The organism is Motiliproteus sp. SC1-56 (assembly GCF_017309075.1).
GTDB lineage: Bacteria > Pseudomonadota > Gammaproteobacteria > Pseudomonadales > Balneatricaceae > Motiliproteus.
In genome coordinates, this window is the sequence record NZ_JAEMGS010000008.1 from 91331 (window position 1) to 107436 (window position 16106).

The following is a 16106-nucleotide window of genomic DNA, read 5'->3' on the forward strand; positions in this document are numbered from 1 at the left end:
GCCACCTAGTCCATCAGGGGCGCGATCACTTTATCCACCGCTTCACGAGCACGAAAAATCCTTGAACGAACCGTTCCTACGGGACAGGCCATCACCTGAGCAATGTCCTCGTAACTCATGCCGTCGAACTCGCGCAACGTCAGGGCAATGCGCAGGTCCTCGGGCAGTTTGTTGAGGGCTTGGTAGACGGCCTGTTCAAGCTCCTTTTTATAAAGGTTGTTTTCCGGGTTCTCGATCTCTTTCAGCGTACGGTTGCTGTCCTGATGCTGGGCGTCGTCAATGTCCACATCGACATCCGGCGGGCGACGGCCTTTAGCCACCAGGTGGTTCTTGGCCGTGTTAATCGCGATCCGGTACAACCAGGTGTAGAAGGCGCTGTCCCCCCGAAACTTGGGTAGGGCCCGGTAAGCCTTGATAAACGCCTCCTGGGCCACATCCATCGCCTCGTGGTGGTCATACACGTAACGCCCCACCAAGCCGACAATTTTGTGCTGGTACTTGCCAACCAGCAGATCAAAAGCTCGTTTGTCACCTTGTTGCACCCGCTTGACCAACTGCCTGTCGGTCGCCGCCTGATTTTCTGTAGACAATCCCTTCGCCCCTGCTACCAAGCCATGAAAAGAATTTAAAAAGGCTCGGTTTAACCTACAACTTAGTTCCCGCTTATACAATAAAGCGAGGACACGACACCGCGGGGCCAAAACCCCATCCAGCTCAGGGTAATAGGTAGGAACACAGCACTGTCAGGAAGTTCCTGCCGCGATGAGAAGCCGCGAGGGTTATGCTATTCTCGCCCTCTTTCCCGAACCCAAGCCCGGGAGGGTTTCCCGGTGACAGTGAAGACATAGCATGAGCAAAGAGCACCACTACGACGTCCTGGTCATCGGCAGCGGCGCCGCCGGCCTCACCCTGGCTTTGCAGATAGCCCCCCACGCCCGGGTCGCGGTGCTCAGCAAAGGAGCGCTGACCGCCGGCTCCACCTACCTGGCGCAAGGCGGCATCGCGGCGGTCTACGACGAGGAGGACAGCCTCGAGGCCCACTTAGCGGATACCGTCACCGCCGGCAACCACCTCTGCCGCCCCGAAGCGGTGCGTTATACCGTGGAGCACGGCAGGAGCTGCATCGACTGGCTGCTCTCCCAGGGCGTGCCCTTCACCCGTGAGCCCAACGGCAAACTGCACCTGACCCAGGAAGGGGGGCACAGCCACCGCCGCATCGTGCACGCCGCCGACGCCACCGGCAAGGCAGTTTCCGAGACCCTGATCGAGCAGGCCCAACGCCATCCCAACATCACCCTGCGCACTCAGGCGATCGCCATCGACCTGATCACCCGGCGTAAGCTGCGCCTGAGCGACAACCGTTGCGTCGGCGCCTACGTCCTCGACCAGCGCAGCGGTCATGTAGAAACCTTACTGGCCCCCTGCGTGGTACTCGCCACCGGAGGGGCGAGTAAAGCCTACCTTTACACCAGCAACACCGACGGCGCCTCCGGCGACGGCATCGCCATGGCCTGGCGGGCCGGCTGCCGGGTAGCCAACATGGAGTTCAACCAGTTCCACCCCACCTGCCTCTACCATCCGCAGGCCAAATCCTTTCTGATCAGCGAAGCGGTCCGGGGCGAAGGGGGGCGTCTGCTGCTACCCGACGGCACCCGCTTCATGCCCCGCTTTGACGCCCGCGCCGAACTCGCGCCCCGAGATGTGGTAGCGCGGGCTATCGACCATGAAATGAAGCGCCTAGGCTGCGACTGCCTCTACCTGGACATTTCCCACAAACCGGCCGAGTTTGTGCGCAGCCACTTCCCGACCATCTACGGCAAGTGCCTGGAGTTCGGCATCGATATCACCCGCGACCCGATTCCGGTGGTCCCCGCCGCCCATTACACCTGCGGCGGCGTGGTCACCGACAATCGGGGGCGCACCGACATACCCGGGCTCTACGCGGTGGGAGAAACCGCCTTCACGGGCCTGCACGGGGCCAACCGCCTGGCGAGCAATTCCCTGCTTGAATGCATCGTCTACGCCAGCGCCGCGGCCGAAGACATTCGGGCGCAACTGGATACCGCCCCGCCTTTGCCAAAGGCCCCTTTCTGGGACGAAAGCCAGGTCACCGATTCCGACGAGGATGTGGTGCTCGCCCACAACTGGGACGAGCTGCGCCGCTTCATGTGGGACTACGTGGGTATCGTTCGAACCAAGAAGCGCCTGCAGCGTGCGCTTAACCGGGTTCGGCTGCTACAGCAGGAGATCTCTGACTACTACAGCAACTATAAAGTAAGCAAAGATCTGGTGGAGCTGCGCAACCTGGAGGTGGTGGCCGAGCTGATCATCCGCTCGGCCATGTTGCGCAAGGAGAGCCGGGGGCTGCACTACACGCTCAACTACCCCCAGCCGCTGCCCGAGGAACGGGACACCATCCTGACGCCGGTCAATTACGACTGGCCCCGCTAGCGCCGGGCTTTACGGGAAAGCGCACCCGCACTCGCAGCTGGCGCACGCCATCGGCAGCGCCGCTGTCGGCAAGGACAGGCAACCAACGCCGGGGCGCGCCTTCAGGCAGCAGCTCCAGCAGGCAGATCCAGGAGACCAGTACGGACCCAGCCCCAAGGCTGACAGCCTGCTCACGCCCATCCCCCAGACGGATAAACCAACGGCCCTGGCCGTCCCACCGCAGCGCCACCACCGCATCGGGGCTCACCAGGAAGACATCACGTCGAAAAAACCACCACCCATGGCCGACGACGAAGATTGCCAGGAGCAGCGAAAGCCAGAGGGGCAGGCCGGAAAGAAAGGGCGCCACGGCGGCGGCGCTATAAACCAGCGCCAGCAGGACGATCAGCCGGCGCGAAGGCGTCAGATCCAGGCGTTCAATCTGGAACGCCATCGAGAATCAAATCGACGATGCGCTTAAGGTCGGCATCCTCCGGTACCTTGTGGCGCATAAACCAACTGAAAATATCCTGGTCTTCACAGGCAATCAACTTTTCAAAGCGCGTCTGGTCCTGCAAATCCAGGTCACGAAAGCGCTCCTTGAGAAAGGGTATCAGCAGCACGTCCAGCTCAAGCATTCCCCGCCGGCAGTGCCAACTGAGGCGGTTGATGTCGGTTTCGGTGTACATCGTTGTTTACTCGCCAGGTTCCAGGATCAAGAGCGGCGATGATAGCACAACGGAACCACCACGCCGTTATCCTGACGCCACAAAAGCAACACGGAAAATAGGATATTTTCCTATTCAGGGCTGCGAGCCAAATGCCTATAGTAACCCTGTGATCGACGGGCGAACGGAAGGAACCCGTTGGCTGTGAGGGAACCACAGTCTGCCCCTAAAACACAGGGAAAAGTGTTTTCAGCAGGGATCGCTGGAAAGGAGGGCCCCAGGCGGGATTGCCGAGGGGCCCTTTTCTTTTTGGTGCCCACTTTTGTCCCCAGCCTCGACTCCAGAACAGAAAAGCAACCGATCCCCGAAAATAGGATTTTGTCCTATTCAACCCCTCCCCCCGCGAGCCTAATATTGAACCCGTGATCGACGGGCGAACGGAAGGAACCCGTTGGCTGTGAAGGAACCACAGTCTGCCCCTAAAACACAGGGAAAAGTGTTTTCAGCAAGGATCGCTGGAAAGAAGGGCCCCAGGCGGGATTGCCGAGGGGCCCTTTTCTTTTGGGTGACTCGCCGCGCAGGAATTAGCGGGCGTAACCGCCACGAATATTGATTTCCACCCGCCGGTTCTGGGCCCGCCCCTCTGCGGTTTCGTTACTGGCCACAGGATGGCGCTCACCCCACCCTGTGGCCTCCAGGCGCGGCCGTTCAACGCCGCTTTGATTCAGGTAAGTCGCCACCGTGGATGCACGGCGCTCGGACAACCCCTGGTTGAAGTCGGCACTGCCGGTACTGTCGGTAAAGCCGTCCACTTCCACGTAGGTCTTGTCGAACTTGGTCAACACCTTGGAGACCGAGTTCAGCACCGGCATAAAGCGCGCCTGAAGGTCCGCCGAGCCGGTGTTAAAGGTAATGTTTCCCGGCATGATCAGCTGTATCTGGTCACCGTTTCGCTCCACCTGGACCCCGGTGCCGCGCAGCTCCTGGCGCAGGGCGTCTTCCTGGCGATCCATGTAATAGCCGATGCCCCCACCGGCGGCGGCCCCCACCGCGAGGCCGGTCAGCACGCCCTTTTCACGGTCGCCATCACTGCTGGTCAGCGCCCCCAGGGCCGCGCCCGCGGCGGCGCCGATCGCAGCGCCCGTGCTGGTCTGGTTGTACTTGCTCTCCCCCGTGTAGGGGTCGGTAGTCTGGCAGCCGGCGACGATAGCGGCCACCGCCATGACGGTTAGGGTTCGTTTCACTCTGGTATCTCCTTAACGCTTAACTTTCTTCGGACGCTTGCGCCCGGATCCGTTTTTTATCCAGTTTACCAACACTCGTCTTGGGAATGGCATCCACCACCCGCACCTCTCGAGGCACGGCCCAGCGACTGAGCTCACCCTGCTCCACGAACGGCTGCAGGTACGCCCTGACCGCCTCGGGCTCGAGGCTACTGCCCGCCGCGGCGACCACCCAGGCTTGAGCCACTTCACCCCAGCGTTCATCCGGCACCCCGATCACCGCCACCTCGGCCACCCCCGGACAGCGGCTGATAAGGCTCTCAAGGTGCAGGGAGGAAATCCACTCGCCCCCGGACTTGATCACATCCTTGATTCGATCGCGAATGGCGACAAAGCCTTCACTGTCGATGGTGGCGACGTCCCCCGTGTGCAACCAGCCGCCCCGCCATAACTCCTCGCTGCGCTCCGGCTCGCCGGGGTAGCTCTGGGCCAGCCAGGGTGCACGCACCACGATCTCGCCCTGCGCCTGGCCGTCATGGGGAACCGGCTCGCCGGCCTCATCCACCACCTCCAACTCGACCATGGGACTTGGAATGCCGGTTTTCAGCCGCAAACCAAGCACCTCTTCCGGCGCGCGGCGGCGCTGTTCCGGGGAAAGCCGCGTCGTGGTCAGGATCGGGCAGGTCTCCGACATACCGTAGGCCGACAACACCGTCGCCCCCTGAGCCATCGCCTGCTCCGCCAGCCCCCGCGGGAACGCACCGCCCCCGATCAGCACGGTCCAGCCGCTCAGGTCGAGGCTACGACCGGTCTCACAGTTGAGCAACATTTGCAGTATGGTCGGGACACAGTGGGAGAAGGTCACGCCCTCGTCACGAATCAGCGCGGCCAGGCGGTCCGGCTCGTAACGCCCGGGGTAAACCTGCTTCACGCCGAGCATCGTGGCGGCGTAAGGTACCCCCCAGGCGTGCACGTGAAACATCGGCGTAATCGGCATGTAGGTGTCATCGGAGCGAAGACACGCATTGCCCTCAAATGCCCCCAGGGTCGTCGTTTCGGCCAGGGTATGCAGCACCAGCTGACGATGGCTGAAACAGACCCCCTTCGGATTACCCGTGGTCCCGGTGGTATAGAAGGTGGTGGCGACGCTGTCCTCGGAAAAATCCGGAAAGTCAAACTCGGGATCGGCCTGCGCCAGCAGCGCCTCGTACTCGCCGCTCACCCAGTCCGGCCTTGGGCCGGGCTCGTCCTCCAGCAGCCAGCTCTCGCGCACCGTCTCCAGACCCTCGCGAATACCTTCCATTAACGGCACAAAATCCTGATGAACCAAAACAAAATCATCCTTGGCATGGTTCATGGTGTAAAGAATCTGTGCCGGCGCCAGACGGATGTTGACCGTATGCAGCACCGCCCCGATCATCGGAATCGCGAAGAAACACTCCAGGTAGCGGTGGCTGTCCCAATCCAGCACAGCCACTGTGTCCCCGCCCCGCACGCCCGCGTTATGCAGTGCATTGGCCAACCGGCACACCCGCTGATAAAGGGTGGCGTAATCGTAGCGGCGCCGGTCGGCGTAACAGATCTCGGTATCAGGGGCCCCCTGCAGGCCCGACATCAGAATGCGCTTGATCAACAGCGGGTAGTTATAGGCCGACTCGGCTCGCTCGAGAATTTTTGTTCTTATCATGCTCCCGGTTCCTTGACTTGCTTAGGTCTGAATGCACGGCTGATCCGCCATCGCGGTCAACAGCGCGTTAACTTTCATGGCGTTAGCGCCTGCCTAGACTCTAGGTTGTCTCGCCCCGACGGACAAGCGAAAAGCCCGACGTTTTCCCCTCTGTGGCGCTAGAATCGACCGATAACAACTTATAGAATGAGGCACTAGCCTTAGTTTCCAAGGAGAAGTCGTTGTCCCACTTACCAGTCATCATCGGGTTCGGCGGTGTCAATCCGGCGGGCAGATCATCATTCCACCATGCCTACCGCCGACTGGTGCTTGAACGCCTCAACCAGCGCGACCAGCAGGAAACGCTGCTCAGCCTGGCGACCCTCATGGGGCTGGTGCGTTCAGTGGACGGCCAGCTTCTGGACAGCGACCACCACGTCCTCAGCCTCAATGACATCGACACACGCCTGCGTCAACAGATACTCGACAACACCCTGATTCGAAAGATCCACCCGGACTGGTTCGATGTCGAACGGATGGTCTTCAACCGACCGGCCCAGATCACCCCCTGCGAGGGGGCTTACTGCTTCACGTTGCGCAAGCGCCACCTTCCCAACCACCTGCCTGAGAACTGGCAGATTCGGGACCTTGGCCAGGGACAGGTGGAAGTCCATGCTCCCGGCCCCATGGACGTGATCTTTAACGATTTCAAAGCCGCCCAGGTGCGCACCGCGGGACAGCTTCCCACCGGTTTCAAGCCCGGCGCGCTTTACCAGTCCCGCAATCATCCGCGCAACCTGCAGATGACGGTCTACAGCGCCTCGGATGCGATCAACTCCACCGGCATTCCCTGGGCGCAGATTCGCGACCTGCTCAGCGCCGATGCCGTCGCCGTCTACGCCGGCAACTCAATCGGACAACTGGACGACTACGGGTTCGGCGGCCTGCTGAAATCCCCGGTGCAGGGCAAGCGCACCACCTCCAAGCAGATGCCCCTGGGCTACGGCCAGATGCCCGCCGATTTCGTCAACGCCTACCTGCTCGGCAACCTGGGGGCCACCGGCTCGTCGCTGGGCGCCTGCGCGACCTTCCTCTACAACCTGCATACCGGGGTCGAAGATATCCGCAGCGGCCGTCGTCGCCTGGTTCTGGTCGGGGGCAGCGACGCCCCGGTCACCCCGGAGGTGATCGAAGGCTTCCGGGTCATGGGTGCGCTGGCCGAAGACAAGGACCTGATGAGCCTGGATGGCCTGAGTTCGCTCAGTGACGACGATTACCGCCGCTCTTCCCGCCCCTTTGCCCACAACTGCGGGTTCACCATGGGCGAGTCCTCGCAGTACCTGGTGCTTTGTGACGACAGTCTGGCGGTGGAGCTTGGAGCCCAGGTGTTCGGGTCCGTGCCCGGGGTCTTTATCAACGCCGATGGGCATAAAAAGTCCATCTCGGCGCCGGGGATCGGCAACTACCTTACCCTGGGCAAAACCGCCTCCCTGGTGCGGACCATTCTCGGCGAGCAGGCACTGCGTGAGCGCAGCTTCGTGCAGGCCCACGGCACCAGCACACCGCAGAACCGGGTGACAGAGTCCCACGTGATCAACGAGACTGCCCGCGCCTTCGGCATCGAGAACTGGCCGGTGGCGGCGGTTAAGAGCTACCTCGGCCATTCTCAGGGCACCGCCGGCGGCGACCAGTTGAGCCTCTCCCTGGGGGTCTGGAAATACGGCCTGATCCCGGGCATCCACACCCTGGACGCGGTGGCCGAAGACGTTCACCAAAGCCACCTGCGTTTCGAGCGCGAGCACCTGGAAGTGGGTACCGAGGGGATGGACGCCGTCCTGCTTAACTCCAAGGGTTTCGGCGGCAACAACGCCAGCGCCGCGGTGCTGGCCCCCCACGTCACCCAAGCCATGCTGACCCGAAAGCATGGCCAAAAAGCGATGGACGGCTACCGTGAACGGCTGGCGGAAGTGCAGCAGACGGCGCTTGAATACGACCAGGAAGCCTCTCTGGGCCTGAATCGCCCCACCTACCTGTTCGGCCATCAGGTGCTTGAGGGCGAGGACCTGCAAATTTCCGACCGCGAAATCCGGGTACCCGGCTATCAGAAACCCATCAGCCTCGAGATGGAGAACCCTTTCAAGGACTTCGAGTCCTAAGCAAGCTCCCGCTCACAGGCATAAAGCGATATAAAGCGCCGCGAAGGCGGCGCTGACCTCAGCCGGAACGGAAGCAGGCATTTTCCCGGGGGCCAAAAACAGGGAGGAGACAGCATGAGACAGGCCTTCGTACTCGTAACCGCGATGACGCTGACCGGCTGCGGCGGCTTGCCTGTCGTGCACCCCGGCGAACTGATACTCGACACCGAACGCCAGCTTCTGTGCCTGGATGCCGAGATCAACTGCCGCGGCCTGGGACTGATCGTCGCCAGCGCCGATCGCGATAAGATCCTGGCGGCCTATGGGCAGCCCTTATGGGAATGGTCCGCTCTGGACAGCGTCGCGGAGCTCAGCCAGCTTCTACGCGAGCCTCCCGACCAGGCGTACCAAGCGCAGCAAATAGCCCCCGGTCTCTACCGGCTGCCGGTCACCCCCGCCACCCGCACCGTCTGGGAGCTGCTTGACGCCGAGTACCGCGACCGCTACTGCGACCCCGGCGAGCGCTTCGGCTGCTGAACGGCCCCCTCCGCACCGGACAGCAGCTCCAGGCTGTTTTTCCAGAGTATTTTCGCAACCAGGGCCTCTGACTCCTCGCGCAGCGAGGCAAAGGATGCCAGGACGCGGGGTAGCAAGTCAGGCCGATTGCGCTGCCCCTGGCAGCCGCACAACGGCATGTCGGGAGCATCGGTCTCCAACACCCAGGCTTCAAGCGGCAACTGCGCCACCTGCCCGCGTAATCGCTTGGCGCGGGGATAGGTGACGCCGCCGCCCACCCCGAGGCGAAATCCCAGCGCCAGGTACTGCTCGGCCTGCTGCGTGCTGCCGGAAAACGCATGGACCACCCCGCCCCGGGGCACCTGCCAGTGGCGCAGCCGCTTGAGCACCTGGTCGTGGGCCTTGCGCACATGCAGGAGTACCGGCAGACGGTGCGCGCGGGCAAGGTCGAGCTGCGCCTCCAACCACCAGATCTGCTCTTTCTCCGTCTCCCTCCCGACCCAGAAATCGAGCCCGATTTCACCCACCGCCAGTGCTTTACCGTCACTCAGCAGGGCATCCAGCCGCTCCAGGTCGGAGCGGTCGTGGCCGGCGACAAAACCAGGGTGTACTCCGAGCGCCGGGTACAGTCCATCACGCCCCTCACAACAGGCCTGCAGTCGGTTCCAATGAGCTGCCTCAACCCCGGGCAGCAGAATACGTGCGACGCCCGCCTGTTCACAGGCGGCCAGGATAGCCTCGCGATCCGCGTCGAACGTCGGAAAGTCCAAGTGACAATGAGTATCAAACAGAAGCATCAGCGCCTCGCGCCAAACAAACGCTAACCGAGGCTATCGTAAACCAGCTTGCTGCGGTAGATGGCGCGAATCATCCACACCAGCCCCCCTGCCAGACAAAACAGGAGGCCCGGCAAAAAGCGCAGCGGAGAATCGATGGCGACCAGAATGGCCACGCCGATTGCGATGTAGATAAACGGAAGGTATTCGTAGAGCTGTTCCGGAACCTGGAGCGAACGACGGGCGCCGACAGGCACCCGGTTGTGGTTGCGCCGGCGGTAGGCAGAACGCATCACCCAGATGGCGGCACCGGCTGCATACAGCAGGGCACCGCACAGGTAGGCGAGAGGATGGTGCAACACCAGTACCGCCACGACCCCGACAGCCAGGTAGAGATAGGGCAAGGACTCGTATACCGGCTTGCGAATAACCAAGGGAGTTTCACCGTTGCTGCTATTTTCGATACTGGCCATGGCATCTTCTGATGCACAACCGGTGCCAAAGAGCATGCTGTTGATTTTTAATCAAAAAAAAACAGCATGCCGTACGCACCGGGGGCGCCTGTAAAAATAACCGACAACGAATTCGCGGCTAGTGTTCCCGCGTCGCGCGAAAGCGGATATCCGGCCAGCGCTCCTCGGTCAGGCTCAGATTGACCCGGGTGGGTGCCAGGTAAGTCAGCAAGCCGGCCCCGTCCAGCGCCAAGTTCTCATGCCCCTTGCGCTTGAACTCCTCCAGCATGCGGTTGTCCCCGCACTCGACCCAGCGCGCGGTCTGCACGCTGATGGGCTCGTAGACACAGTCGACCTTGTATTCGTCTTTGAGGCGGAACACCACCACGTCAAACTGCAGCTGGCCGACGGCTCCCAGAATCAGGTCGTTGTTCTTCAGCGGCTGAAACAGCTGCACCGCCCCCTCCTCGGAGAGCTGCTGCAACCCTTTTTGCAGCTGCTTGGCCTTGAGCGGGTCCTTTGGCCGCACCCGGCGGAACATCTCGGGGGCAAAGTGGGGAATGCCGGTGAACTTCAGCTCCTCACCCTCGGTGAAGGTGTCGCCGATCTGGATGGTACCGTGGTTGTGCAGGCCGATAATGTCCCCCGACCAGGCTTCTTCCACGTTGGCGCGATCCCCTGCCAGGAAAGTGACCGCATCGGCGATGCGCACATCCTTGCCGATACGGCAGTGACGCATCTTCAGCCCCTTGCTGTAGCGCCCCGAACAGATCCGCATAAAGGCGATGCGATCCCGGTGTTTGGGATCCATGTTGGCCTGAATTTTAAACACGAAGCCGGAGAAGGCCGGCTCGTCGGCGGCCACCGGGCGGGTCTCGGTGGAGCGCTCGATCGGCGCCGGCGCCCACTCCACGAAATCATCCAGCATCTCCCGCACGCCGAAGTTACCCAGGGCGGTACCGAAAAAGACCGGCGTCAGGCTTCCGGCCAGAAAAGCTTCCCGGTCAAAGGCGTGGGTCGCCCCCCGCACCAGCTCCACCTCCTCGACAAAGTCTTCATAGATGTCACCCAGCAGCTCGCGGGCAGCGTCCGTGTCCAGCCCCTGCACGCGGATGTCCTCGGGCAACGTGTGGCCCTTGCCCGGCTGAAAGCGGTGAATGGTGTCGGTGTAGAGGTTGTAAACCCCCAGGAACTGCTTACCCATGCCAATGGGCCAGGTAATGGGCGCCGCCTCGATTTTCAGCACCTCCTCGATTTCATCCAGCAACTCTATGGGATCACGGATATCGCGGTCCATCTTGTTGACGAACGAGAAGATGGGCGTGTCACGCAGCCGACACACCTCCATCAGCTTGATGGTGCGGGCCTCAACACCCTTGGCCCCGTCCACCACCATCAGCGCCGAGTCCACGGCGGTGAGGGTGCGGTAGGTATCTTCGGAGAAATCCTCGTGACCAGGCGTATCCAGCAGGTTGACGGTGCGCCCGTTGTAGGGGAACTGCATCACCGACGAAGTGATGGAGATCCCCCGCTCCTGCTCCATGGACATCCAGTCGGAGGTGGCGTGGCGGTCGCTCTTGCGCCCCTTCACGGTGCCCGCCTTCTGGATCAGGTTGCCGAGCAGCAGCAGTTTCTCGGTGATGGTGGTCTTACCGGCATCGGGATGCGAAATAATTGCAAAGGTTCTGCGGGCCGCAACTTCGTCGGCCAAGCGAGGATCGGTCATGGGGCAACTCGAAAATTATCTGTCGAAGCACCGGAGCAGAAGACGCCGGCGGAGGCAAAGGGCACTATTTTACCCGATTGAACGGCGCCGATGTAGGGAGAATTAACCTCTCAGGTCATTCCTCCGACCTACGGCAGGCAGTTTTTCCTGCTATTTGGCCGCATGCCCCGCCAGCGCGCGCTGCGCAGGAGCAGGCCCGGAACAGGCCGTGCCAAAGCTCGCCACCACGACTGTTCACAACTTGATCACCGGGTTTGAGCCTGTATAATCGCGCCCTTCCCTTCTTCACACTTTTTGCACCGCAACACGGAGCGTTGGCGGTCGACGAGGTAGTCATGTTTGAACTGGCGGTAAACAAGACCCGTAACCTGAAGGCCGACATGCTCTCCGGCCTCACCGTCGCCCTGGCCCTGGTGCCCGAGGCGGTTGCCTTCGCTTTCGTCGCCGGTGTCGAGCCCCTGGTGGGCCTTTACGCCGCTTTCATGGTGGGGCTGATCACCTCGGTCATGGGCGGTCGCCCCGGGATGATCTCCGGCGCCACCGGCGCGCTGGCGGTGGTCATGGTCTCCTTGGTGGCCGACCACGGTGTCGAGTACCTCTTTGCCACCGTGATACTGATGGGCATCCTGCAGATCGGGGCCGGCGTGCTGCGCCTCGGCAAGTTTATCCGCATGGTGCCGCACCCGGTCATGCTGGGCTTCGTTAACGGCCTGGCGATCGTAATCTTCCTGGCCCAGCTCTCCCAGTTCAAGTTCATCGACGCCAACGGAGACAGCCAGTGGCTGAGCGGCGAGCCCCTCTACACCCTGCTGGGGCTGGTGGCGCTGACCATGGCGATCATCAAGTTCCTGCCCAAGCTGACCACCGCCATCCCCTCATCGCTCGCGGCCATTATCGTCATCAGCCTGGTCGCCACGTACACGGGCCTGGAGACCCGGACCGTGGGCGAGGTGGCCTCCATCGCCGGCGGTCTGCCCAGTTTCTCCATCCCCTCGGTACCCTTTAACCTGGAAACCCTGACCATCATCTTCCCTTACGCCGTGATCCTGGCGGCCATCGGCCTGATCGAGTCCCTGCTGACCCTGACCCTGATCGATGAAATCACCGAGACCCGCGGGCGCGGCAACAAGGAATGCATCGGCCAGGGCGTGGCCAACGTCACCACCGGTTTCTTCGGCGGCATGGGCGGCTGCGCCATGATCGGCCAGAGCATGATCAACATCAACTCGGGGGGACGGGGACGGGCTTCCGGCATCACCGCCGCCCTCTCGCTGCTGGCCTTTATTCTCTTTGCCTCGCCCCTGATCGAGCAGATCCCCATCGCCGCCCTGGTGGGCGTCATGTTCATGGTGGTGCTGGGCACCTTTGAATGGTCCAGCTTTCGCATCATGGGTAAGATTCCCAAGGCCGATGCCTTCGTCCTGGTGCTGGTCTCCGGCGTGACCGTGGCCACGGATTTGGCCATCGCCGTAATCGTGGGCGTCATCGTCTCCGCGCTGGTGTTCGCCTGGCAGCACGCCAAGCACATTCGCGTGGTCACCAGCATGGAAGGGCCGACCAAGGTCTATCGGCTTCACGGCCCCATCTTCTTCGGTTCGGTGAACAACTTCATGGAGCTGTTTGATCCCAAGAACGACCCGGAGGACGTGGTCATCGAGTTCCAGTACTCCCGCGTCGCCGACCACTCGGGGCTCGAGGCGATCGACAGTTTGGCCGAGCGCTACATCAACGCCGGCAAGCAGCTGCACCTGCGCCACCTGAGCCCGGAGTGCCGGCAGCTGCTGCGCAAGGCGGGCGACCTGGTGGAAGTGAACGTCATCGAAGATCCCAAGTACCGCGTCGCCTCGGACGCCCTGGGTTAAGCGGAGTGCAGCCGGCAAAGCCCTGCAGGTGGGAGGCGGTAGGATGCGTCTGAATGGAAAGCGTGTAGGTGGAAAACCCTGCCGATAAGCGCCAGCGGATCTGGCAGACCCTGGCCGCGGTCCCCCGCGGCCGGGTCGTCACCTACGGCCAGCTCGCCACCCTGGCGGGCCTCCCCGGCCACGCCCGCTACGTGGGCACCTGCCTCAAGCAGCTCCCCCCCGGCTCCACCCTCCCCTGGCACCGCGTGATCAATGCCGCCGGGGCCATCAGCTTTGCCGAGCAGACCCCGAACCACCAGCGCCAGCGCTCGCTACTGGAGGCTGAAGGCATTCGCCTGCAGGCGGGCCGTATCGACTTGAAGCGCTACCGCTGGGCGCCCTGAACAGCGAGCACCTTTCTCACCGGACGCTTCGGCTGCCTTGATCACCGCTTGAGCGGCAGGTCACGTTCCTGACCCAGTTGGCGGGCGGTATCGCAGAGAAAGAGCTCGCGCACCTGTGCCTGCAGCGCAGGCCCCTCCTGTCGCAGGTCTTCCACCCGCAACTCCCCCGCGTCAAGCATCGCCCGCACCTGCTCCGGCCCCCAGTCGATCAACACCTGTCCGGTGCGCTTGTCAGTGACTTGCAGCAGGGGTTGCGGCCGCTCCAGCCATGCATTGACCTGGTAGGTCATGGTTCTCTCCTTATGCCGATGGACGAGCCTTCAGCATAAGGTCCATAAACCCTAAATACAAACGATTATCATTTAGACAGATACTTGCGGCAGCTCACTCCGGTGCCGCCGCACCAGCCAGAACGCCAGGAGCACCGCGGGAATCCCCAGCAAGGCGGCGTAAATGAAGAAGGTAAAGTAGCCGCTACCATCAACCACCACCCCGGAAAAACCGCTGACGAACTTACCGGGCAGGGTCATCAGCGAGCTGAACAGAGCATACTGGGTCGCGGTGTAGGCACGGCTGGTAAGGCTGGAAAGGTAGGCGATAAAGGCGGTGCTGGAGAGCCCGCCGGAGAAGTTGTCGGCGCTGATCACCAGGGTCAGCCAGCGGATATCGCTGCCGACGGTGGCCAGCTGGGCAAACAGCAGATTGGTTAGGGCCACCAGCACCGCTCCGGCCAGCAGGGGCCGGTGAATGCCGAAACGGACCACCAGCAGCCCGCCCACCATGGAGCCGACGATGGTCATGACAAAACCGTAGAGCTTGCCCACCGTGGCGATGTCGCTCTTGCTGAAGCCCAGGTCCAGGTAGAAGGGGTTGGCCATGATCCCCATGGTGATATCGCTCAGCCGGTAGACGCTGATAAAGAGCAGCAGCCAGAGGGCCACCACCCCATTGCGACGGAAGAATTCCACGAAAGGGGCCACCACCGCATCCAGGAACCAGGCCTCGAGGCGCTCCCGGCGGCTGGCCCCCGGGCCCAGTTTGACCGCCCGGTGCAGCTGCGCCTCGGTCTCCCGCGCCAGGGCGTCTTCCTGGTGGTCGGGCTCGCGCACCAGCAGCACGGTCAACATGCCGATCCCCATCAGGGCCGCCATCGCCAGGTAGGCGCTGGGCCAGTTGAGCGCATCGGCGATGAAGAGCGCACCGGCCCCGGCCACCAGCAGCGCCACCCGGTAACCGAAGATATAGGCCGCCGACATGGCGCCCTGGAATTCGGGAATCGCCGCCTCGATCCGGTAGGCGTCGATGGCAATGTCCTGGGTCGACGATGAGAACGCCACCAGCAGCGCCAGCGCGGCGATCAGCCCCAGCTGCTGTTGCGGGTCGCACAGGGCCATGCCGACCAAGCCCGCGGCAATCCCCAACTGCCCCAGCAGCATCCAGCTACGCCGCTTGCCCAGCCTGCCCAAACCGGGCAAACGCAGCCGATCCACCACCGGGGCCCAGAAAACCTTGATGGAGTAAGTGATGCCCACCCAGGCGAAAAAGCCGATGGCGCTGCGGCTGACCTCGTAATCCCGCAGCCAGGCGCTGAGGGTGGAGAAGACCAGCAAGAAGGGAAGCCCCGCGGCAAACCCCAGGAACCAGAGGGCGATCACCTGGGGCCGGGTATAGACCAGCAGCGCCTCACGCCAGGAAAAGCGGGTTTCGCTCACCAAGGACCCCCTGCGCCGAGCCGCCGGGGATTAATCGCGGAAATTGTTGAACTGCAGCGGCAGGTCGATATCCGCCTCGCGCAACACCGCCATGGTCTGCTGCAGGTCGTCCCGCTTCTTGCCGGTTACCCGTACCTGCTCCCCCTGGACCGCCGCCTGCACCTTGAGCTTCTGGTCTTTAATCAGCTTGACGATCTTCTTCGCCGTGGGCTGGTCCAGTCCCTGCTTGAGCAGCACCTGCTGCTTGACCTTCATGCCGCTGGTGACGTGGTCCTTGACCTCCAGCGCCTTGATGTCGATCTTGCGGCTGACCAGCTTGTTGCGCAGGATCTCCAGCATCTGCTGCAGCTGAAAGTCCACCTCGGCGGTCAGGTTGACCTCCGAGTCGCCCAGTTCAAACGAGGCGTCCACCCCCTTGAAGTCATAGCGGGTTCCGATTTCACGGTTAGCCTGGTCTACAGCGTTGCTGACCTCGTGCATGTCCAGCTCAGAAACAACGTCAAACGATGGCATCTAGATCCTCCTTGGGAAGCGGCGTCGGGAGTGGCACAATTGTG

16 protein-coding genes are annotated in these 16106 nt (G+C 62.4%); 5 read left to right on the top strand and 11 right to left on the bottom strand.

All coding sequences use genetic code 11. The annotated features are described in order from the left end of the window. Window positions 1-5: 5 nt before the first annotated feature. Entirely contained in the window at window positions 6-590 is a 585-nt protein-coding gene (gene rpoE / locus JGZ97_RS10590) for an RNA polymerase sigma factor RpoE (RefSeq protein WP_207062591.1), read from the bottom strand. Between the two features lie 259 nt (window positions 591-849). Between rpoE and nadB the strand changes: the two genes are divergently transcribed. Further along, window positions 850-2451 carry an L-aspartate oxidase gene (gene nadB, locus JGZ97_RS10595; RefSeq protein ID WP_207062592.1) on the top strand — a complete coding sequence of 534 codons (1602 nt, stop codon included), beginning with the start codon at window positions 850-852 and terminating at the stop codon, window positions 2449-2451. On the opposite strand, the gene JGZ97_RS10600 is transcribed toward nadB, so the two are convergent. From JGZ97_RS10600 to JGZ97_RS10615, 4 genes are all read right to left on the bottom strand, one after another. Continuing rightward, window positions 2429-2884, bottom strand: a complete 456-nt coding sequence (locus JGZ97_RS10600) for a protein YgfX (RefSeq protein ID WP_207062593.1) — start codon at window positions 2882-2884, stop codon at window positions 2429-2431. The two genes, nadB and JGZ97_RS10600, sit on opposite strands and share 23 nt — an antisense overlap. Beyond that, a complete protein-coding gene (locus JGZ97_RS10605; RefSeq protein WP_207062594.1) occupies window positions 2868-3119 on the bottom strand; it encodes a succinate dehydrogenase assembly factor 2 in 252 nt (83 codons plus the stop codon). Before JGZ97_RS10605 ends, JGZ97_RS10600 begins: the two co-directional genes overlap by 17 nt. A 563-nt stretch (window positions 3120-3682) precedes the next feature. Continuing rightward, window positions 3683-4342, bottom strand: coding sequence for an OmpA family protein (locus JGZ97_RS10610; RefSeq protein ID WP_370584038.1), 660 nt, complete (start codon window positions 4340-4342; stop codon window positions 3683-3685). 19 nt (window positions 4343-4361) lie between these two features. Further along, on the bottom strand, window positions 4362-6008 hold the full coding sequence (locus JGZ97_RS10615) for a fatty acid--CoA ligase (protein WP_207062595.1): 1647 nt from the start codon (window positions 6006-6008) through the stop codon (window positions 4362-4364). 221 nt (window positions 6009-6229) lie between these two features. Between JGZ97_RS10615 and JGZ97_RS10620 the strand changes: the two genes are divergently transcribed. Then, window positions 6230-8143, top strand: coding sequence for a beta-ketoacyl synthase (locus tag JGZ97_RS10620; RefSeq protein WP_207062596.1), 1914 nt, complete (start codon window positions 6230-6232; stop codon window positions 8141-8143). A 114-nt stretch (window positions 8144-8257) separates the two neighbouring features. Then, complete coding sequence (locus JGZ97_RS10625) at window positions 8258-8659, top strand: hypothetical protein (protein ID WP_207062597.1); 402 nt, start codon at window positions 8258-8260, stop codon at window positions 8657-8659. On the opposite strand, the gene JGZ97_RS10630 is transcribed toward JGZ97_RS10625, so the two are convergent. The 3 genes from JGZ97_RS10630 to JGZ97_RS10640 form a co-directional block, all read right to left on the bottom strand. Next, window positions 8626-9435, bottom strand: a complete 810-nt coding sequence (locus JGZ97_RS10630; RefSeq protein WP_207062598.1) for a TatD family hydrolase — start codon at window positions 9433-9435, stop codon at window positions 8626-8628. The two genes, JGZ97_RS10625 and JGZ97_RS10630, sit on opposite strands and share 34 nt — an antisense overlap. A gap of 23 nt (window positions 9436-9458) precedes the next feature. Continuing rightward, window positions 9459-9887, bottom strand: a complete 429-nt coding sequence (locus JGZ97_RS10635; protein WP_207062599.1) for a hypothetical protein — start codon at window positions 9885-9887, stop codon at window positions 9459-9461. A gap of 118 nt (window positions 9888-10005) precedes the next feature. Continuing rightward, the gene (locus tag JGZ97_RS10640) at window positions 10006-11592 is read right to left on the bottom strand and encodes a peptide chain release factor 3 (protein WP_207062600.1); all 1587 of its coding nucleotides are present in this window, start codon (window positions 11590-11592) and stop codon (window positions 10006-10008) included. Between the two features lie 335 nt (window positions 11593-11927). Here JGZ97_RS10640 and JGZ97_RS10645 point away from each other — a divergent pair, with 335 nt between their 5' ends. Both JGZ97_RS10645 and JGZ97_RS10650 read left to right on the top strand, forming a co-directional pair. Beyond that, window positions 11928-13454 carry a SulP family inorganic anion transporter gene (locus JGZ97_RS10645; RefSeq protein WP_207062601.1) on the top strand — a complete coding sequence of 509 codons (1527 nt, stop codon included), beginning with the start codon at window positions 11928-11930 and terminating at the stop codon, window positions 13452-13454. Window positions 13455-13522: 68 nt separating this feature from the next. Continuing rightward, window positions 13523-13837, top strand: a complete 315-nt coding sequence (locus JGZ97_RS10650) for an MGMT family protein (protein WP_207062602.1) — start codon at window positions 13523-13525, stop codon at window positions 13835-13837. Between the two features lie 41 nt (window positions 13838-13878). On the opposite strand, the gene JGZ97_RS10655 is transcribed toward JGZ97_RS10650, so the two are convergent. From JGZ97_RS10655 to JGZ97_RS10665, 3 genes are all read right to left on the bottom strand, one after another. After that, window positions 13879-14127, bottom strand: coding sequence for a hypothetical protein (locus JGZ97_RS10655; RefSeq protein WP_207062603.1), 249 nt, complete (start codon window positions 14125-14127; stop codon window positions 13879-13881). A gap of 72 nt (window positions 14128-14199) precedes the next feature. Next, window positions 14200-15549 carry an AmpG family muropeptide MFS transporter gene (locus JGZ97_RS10660; RefSeq protein WP_370584039.1) on the bottom strand — a complete coding sequence of 450 codons (1350 nt, stop codon included), beginning with the start codon at window positions 15547-15549 and terminating at the stop codon, window positions 14200-14202. Between the two features lie 30 nt (window positions 15550-15579). Then, window positions 15580-16062: a YajQ family cyclic di-GMP-binding protein gene (locus tag JGZ97_RS10665; protein ID WP_207062605.1), complete on the bottom strand. Its 483-nt coding sequence runs from the start codon at window positions 16060-16062 to the stop codon at window positions 15580-15582. Between the last annotated feature and the right edge of the window lie 44 nt (window positions 16063-16106).

Coding starts and splice junctions, on each gene's coding strand:
- nadB (WP_207062592.1), top strand. CDS start 850: ATGAGCAAAGAGCACCACTACGACGTCCTGGTCATCGGCAGCGGCGCC.
- JGZ97_RS10600 (WP_207062593.1), bottom strand. CDS start 2,884: ATGGCGTTCCAGATTGAACGCCTGGATCTGACGCCTTCGCGCCGGCTG.
- JGZ97_RS10605 (WP_207062594.1), bottom strand. CDS start 3,119: ATGTACACCGAAACCGACATCAACCGCCTCAGTTGGCACTGCCGGCGG.
- JGZ97_RS10615 (WP_207062595.1), bottom strand. CDS start 6,008: ATGATAAGAACAAAAATTCTCGAGCGAGCCGAGTCGGCCTATAACTAC.
- JGZ97_RS10625 (WP_207062597.1), top strand. CDS start 8,258: ATGAGACAGGCCTTCGTACTCGTAACCGCGATGACGCTGACCGGCTGC.
- JGZ97_RS10630 (WP_207062598.1), bottom strand. CDS start 9,435: ATGCTTCTGTTTGATACTCATTGTCACTTGGACTTTCCGACGTTCGAC.
- JGZ97_RS10635 (WP_207062599.1), bottom strand. CDS start 9,887: ATGGCCAGTATCGAAAATAGCAGCAACGGTGAAACTCCCTTGGTTATT.
- JGZ97_RS10640 (WP_207062600.1), bottom strand. CDS start 11,592: ATGACCGATCCTCGCTTGGCCGACGAAGTTGCGGCCCGCAGAACCTTT.
- JGZ97_RS10645 (WP_207062601.1), top strand. CDS start 11,928: ATGTTTGAACTGGCGGTAAACAAGACCCGTAACCTGAAGGCCGACATG.
- JGZ97_RS10655 (WP_207062603.1), bottom strand. CDS start 14,127: ATGACCTACCAGGTCAATGCATGGCTGGAGCGGCCGCAACCCCTGCTG.
- JGZ97_RS10665 (WP_207062605.1), bottom strand. CDS start 16,062: ATGCCATCGTTTGACGTTGTTTCTGAGCTGGACATGCACGAGGTCAGC.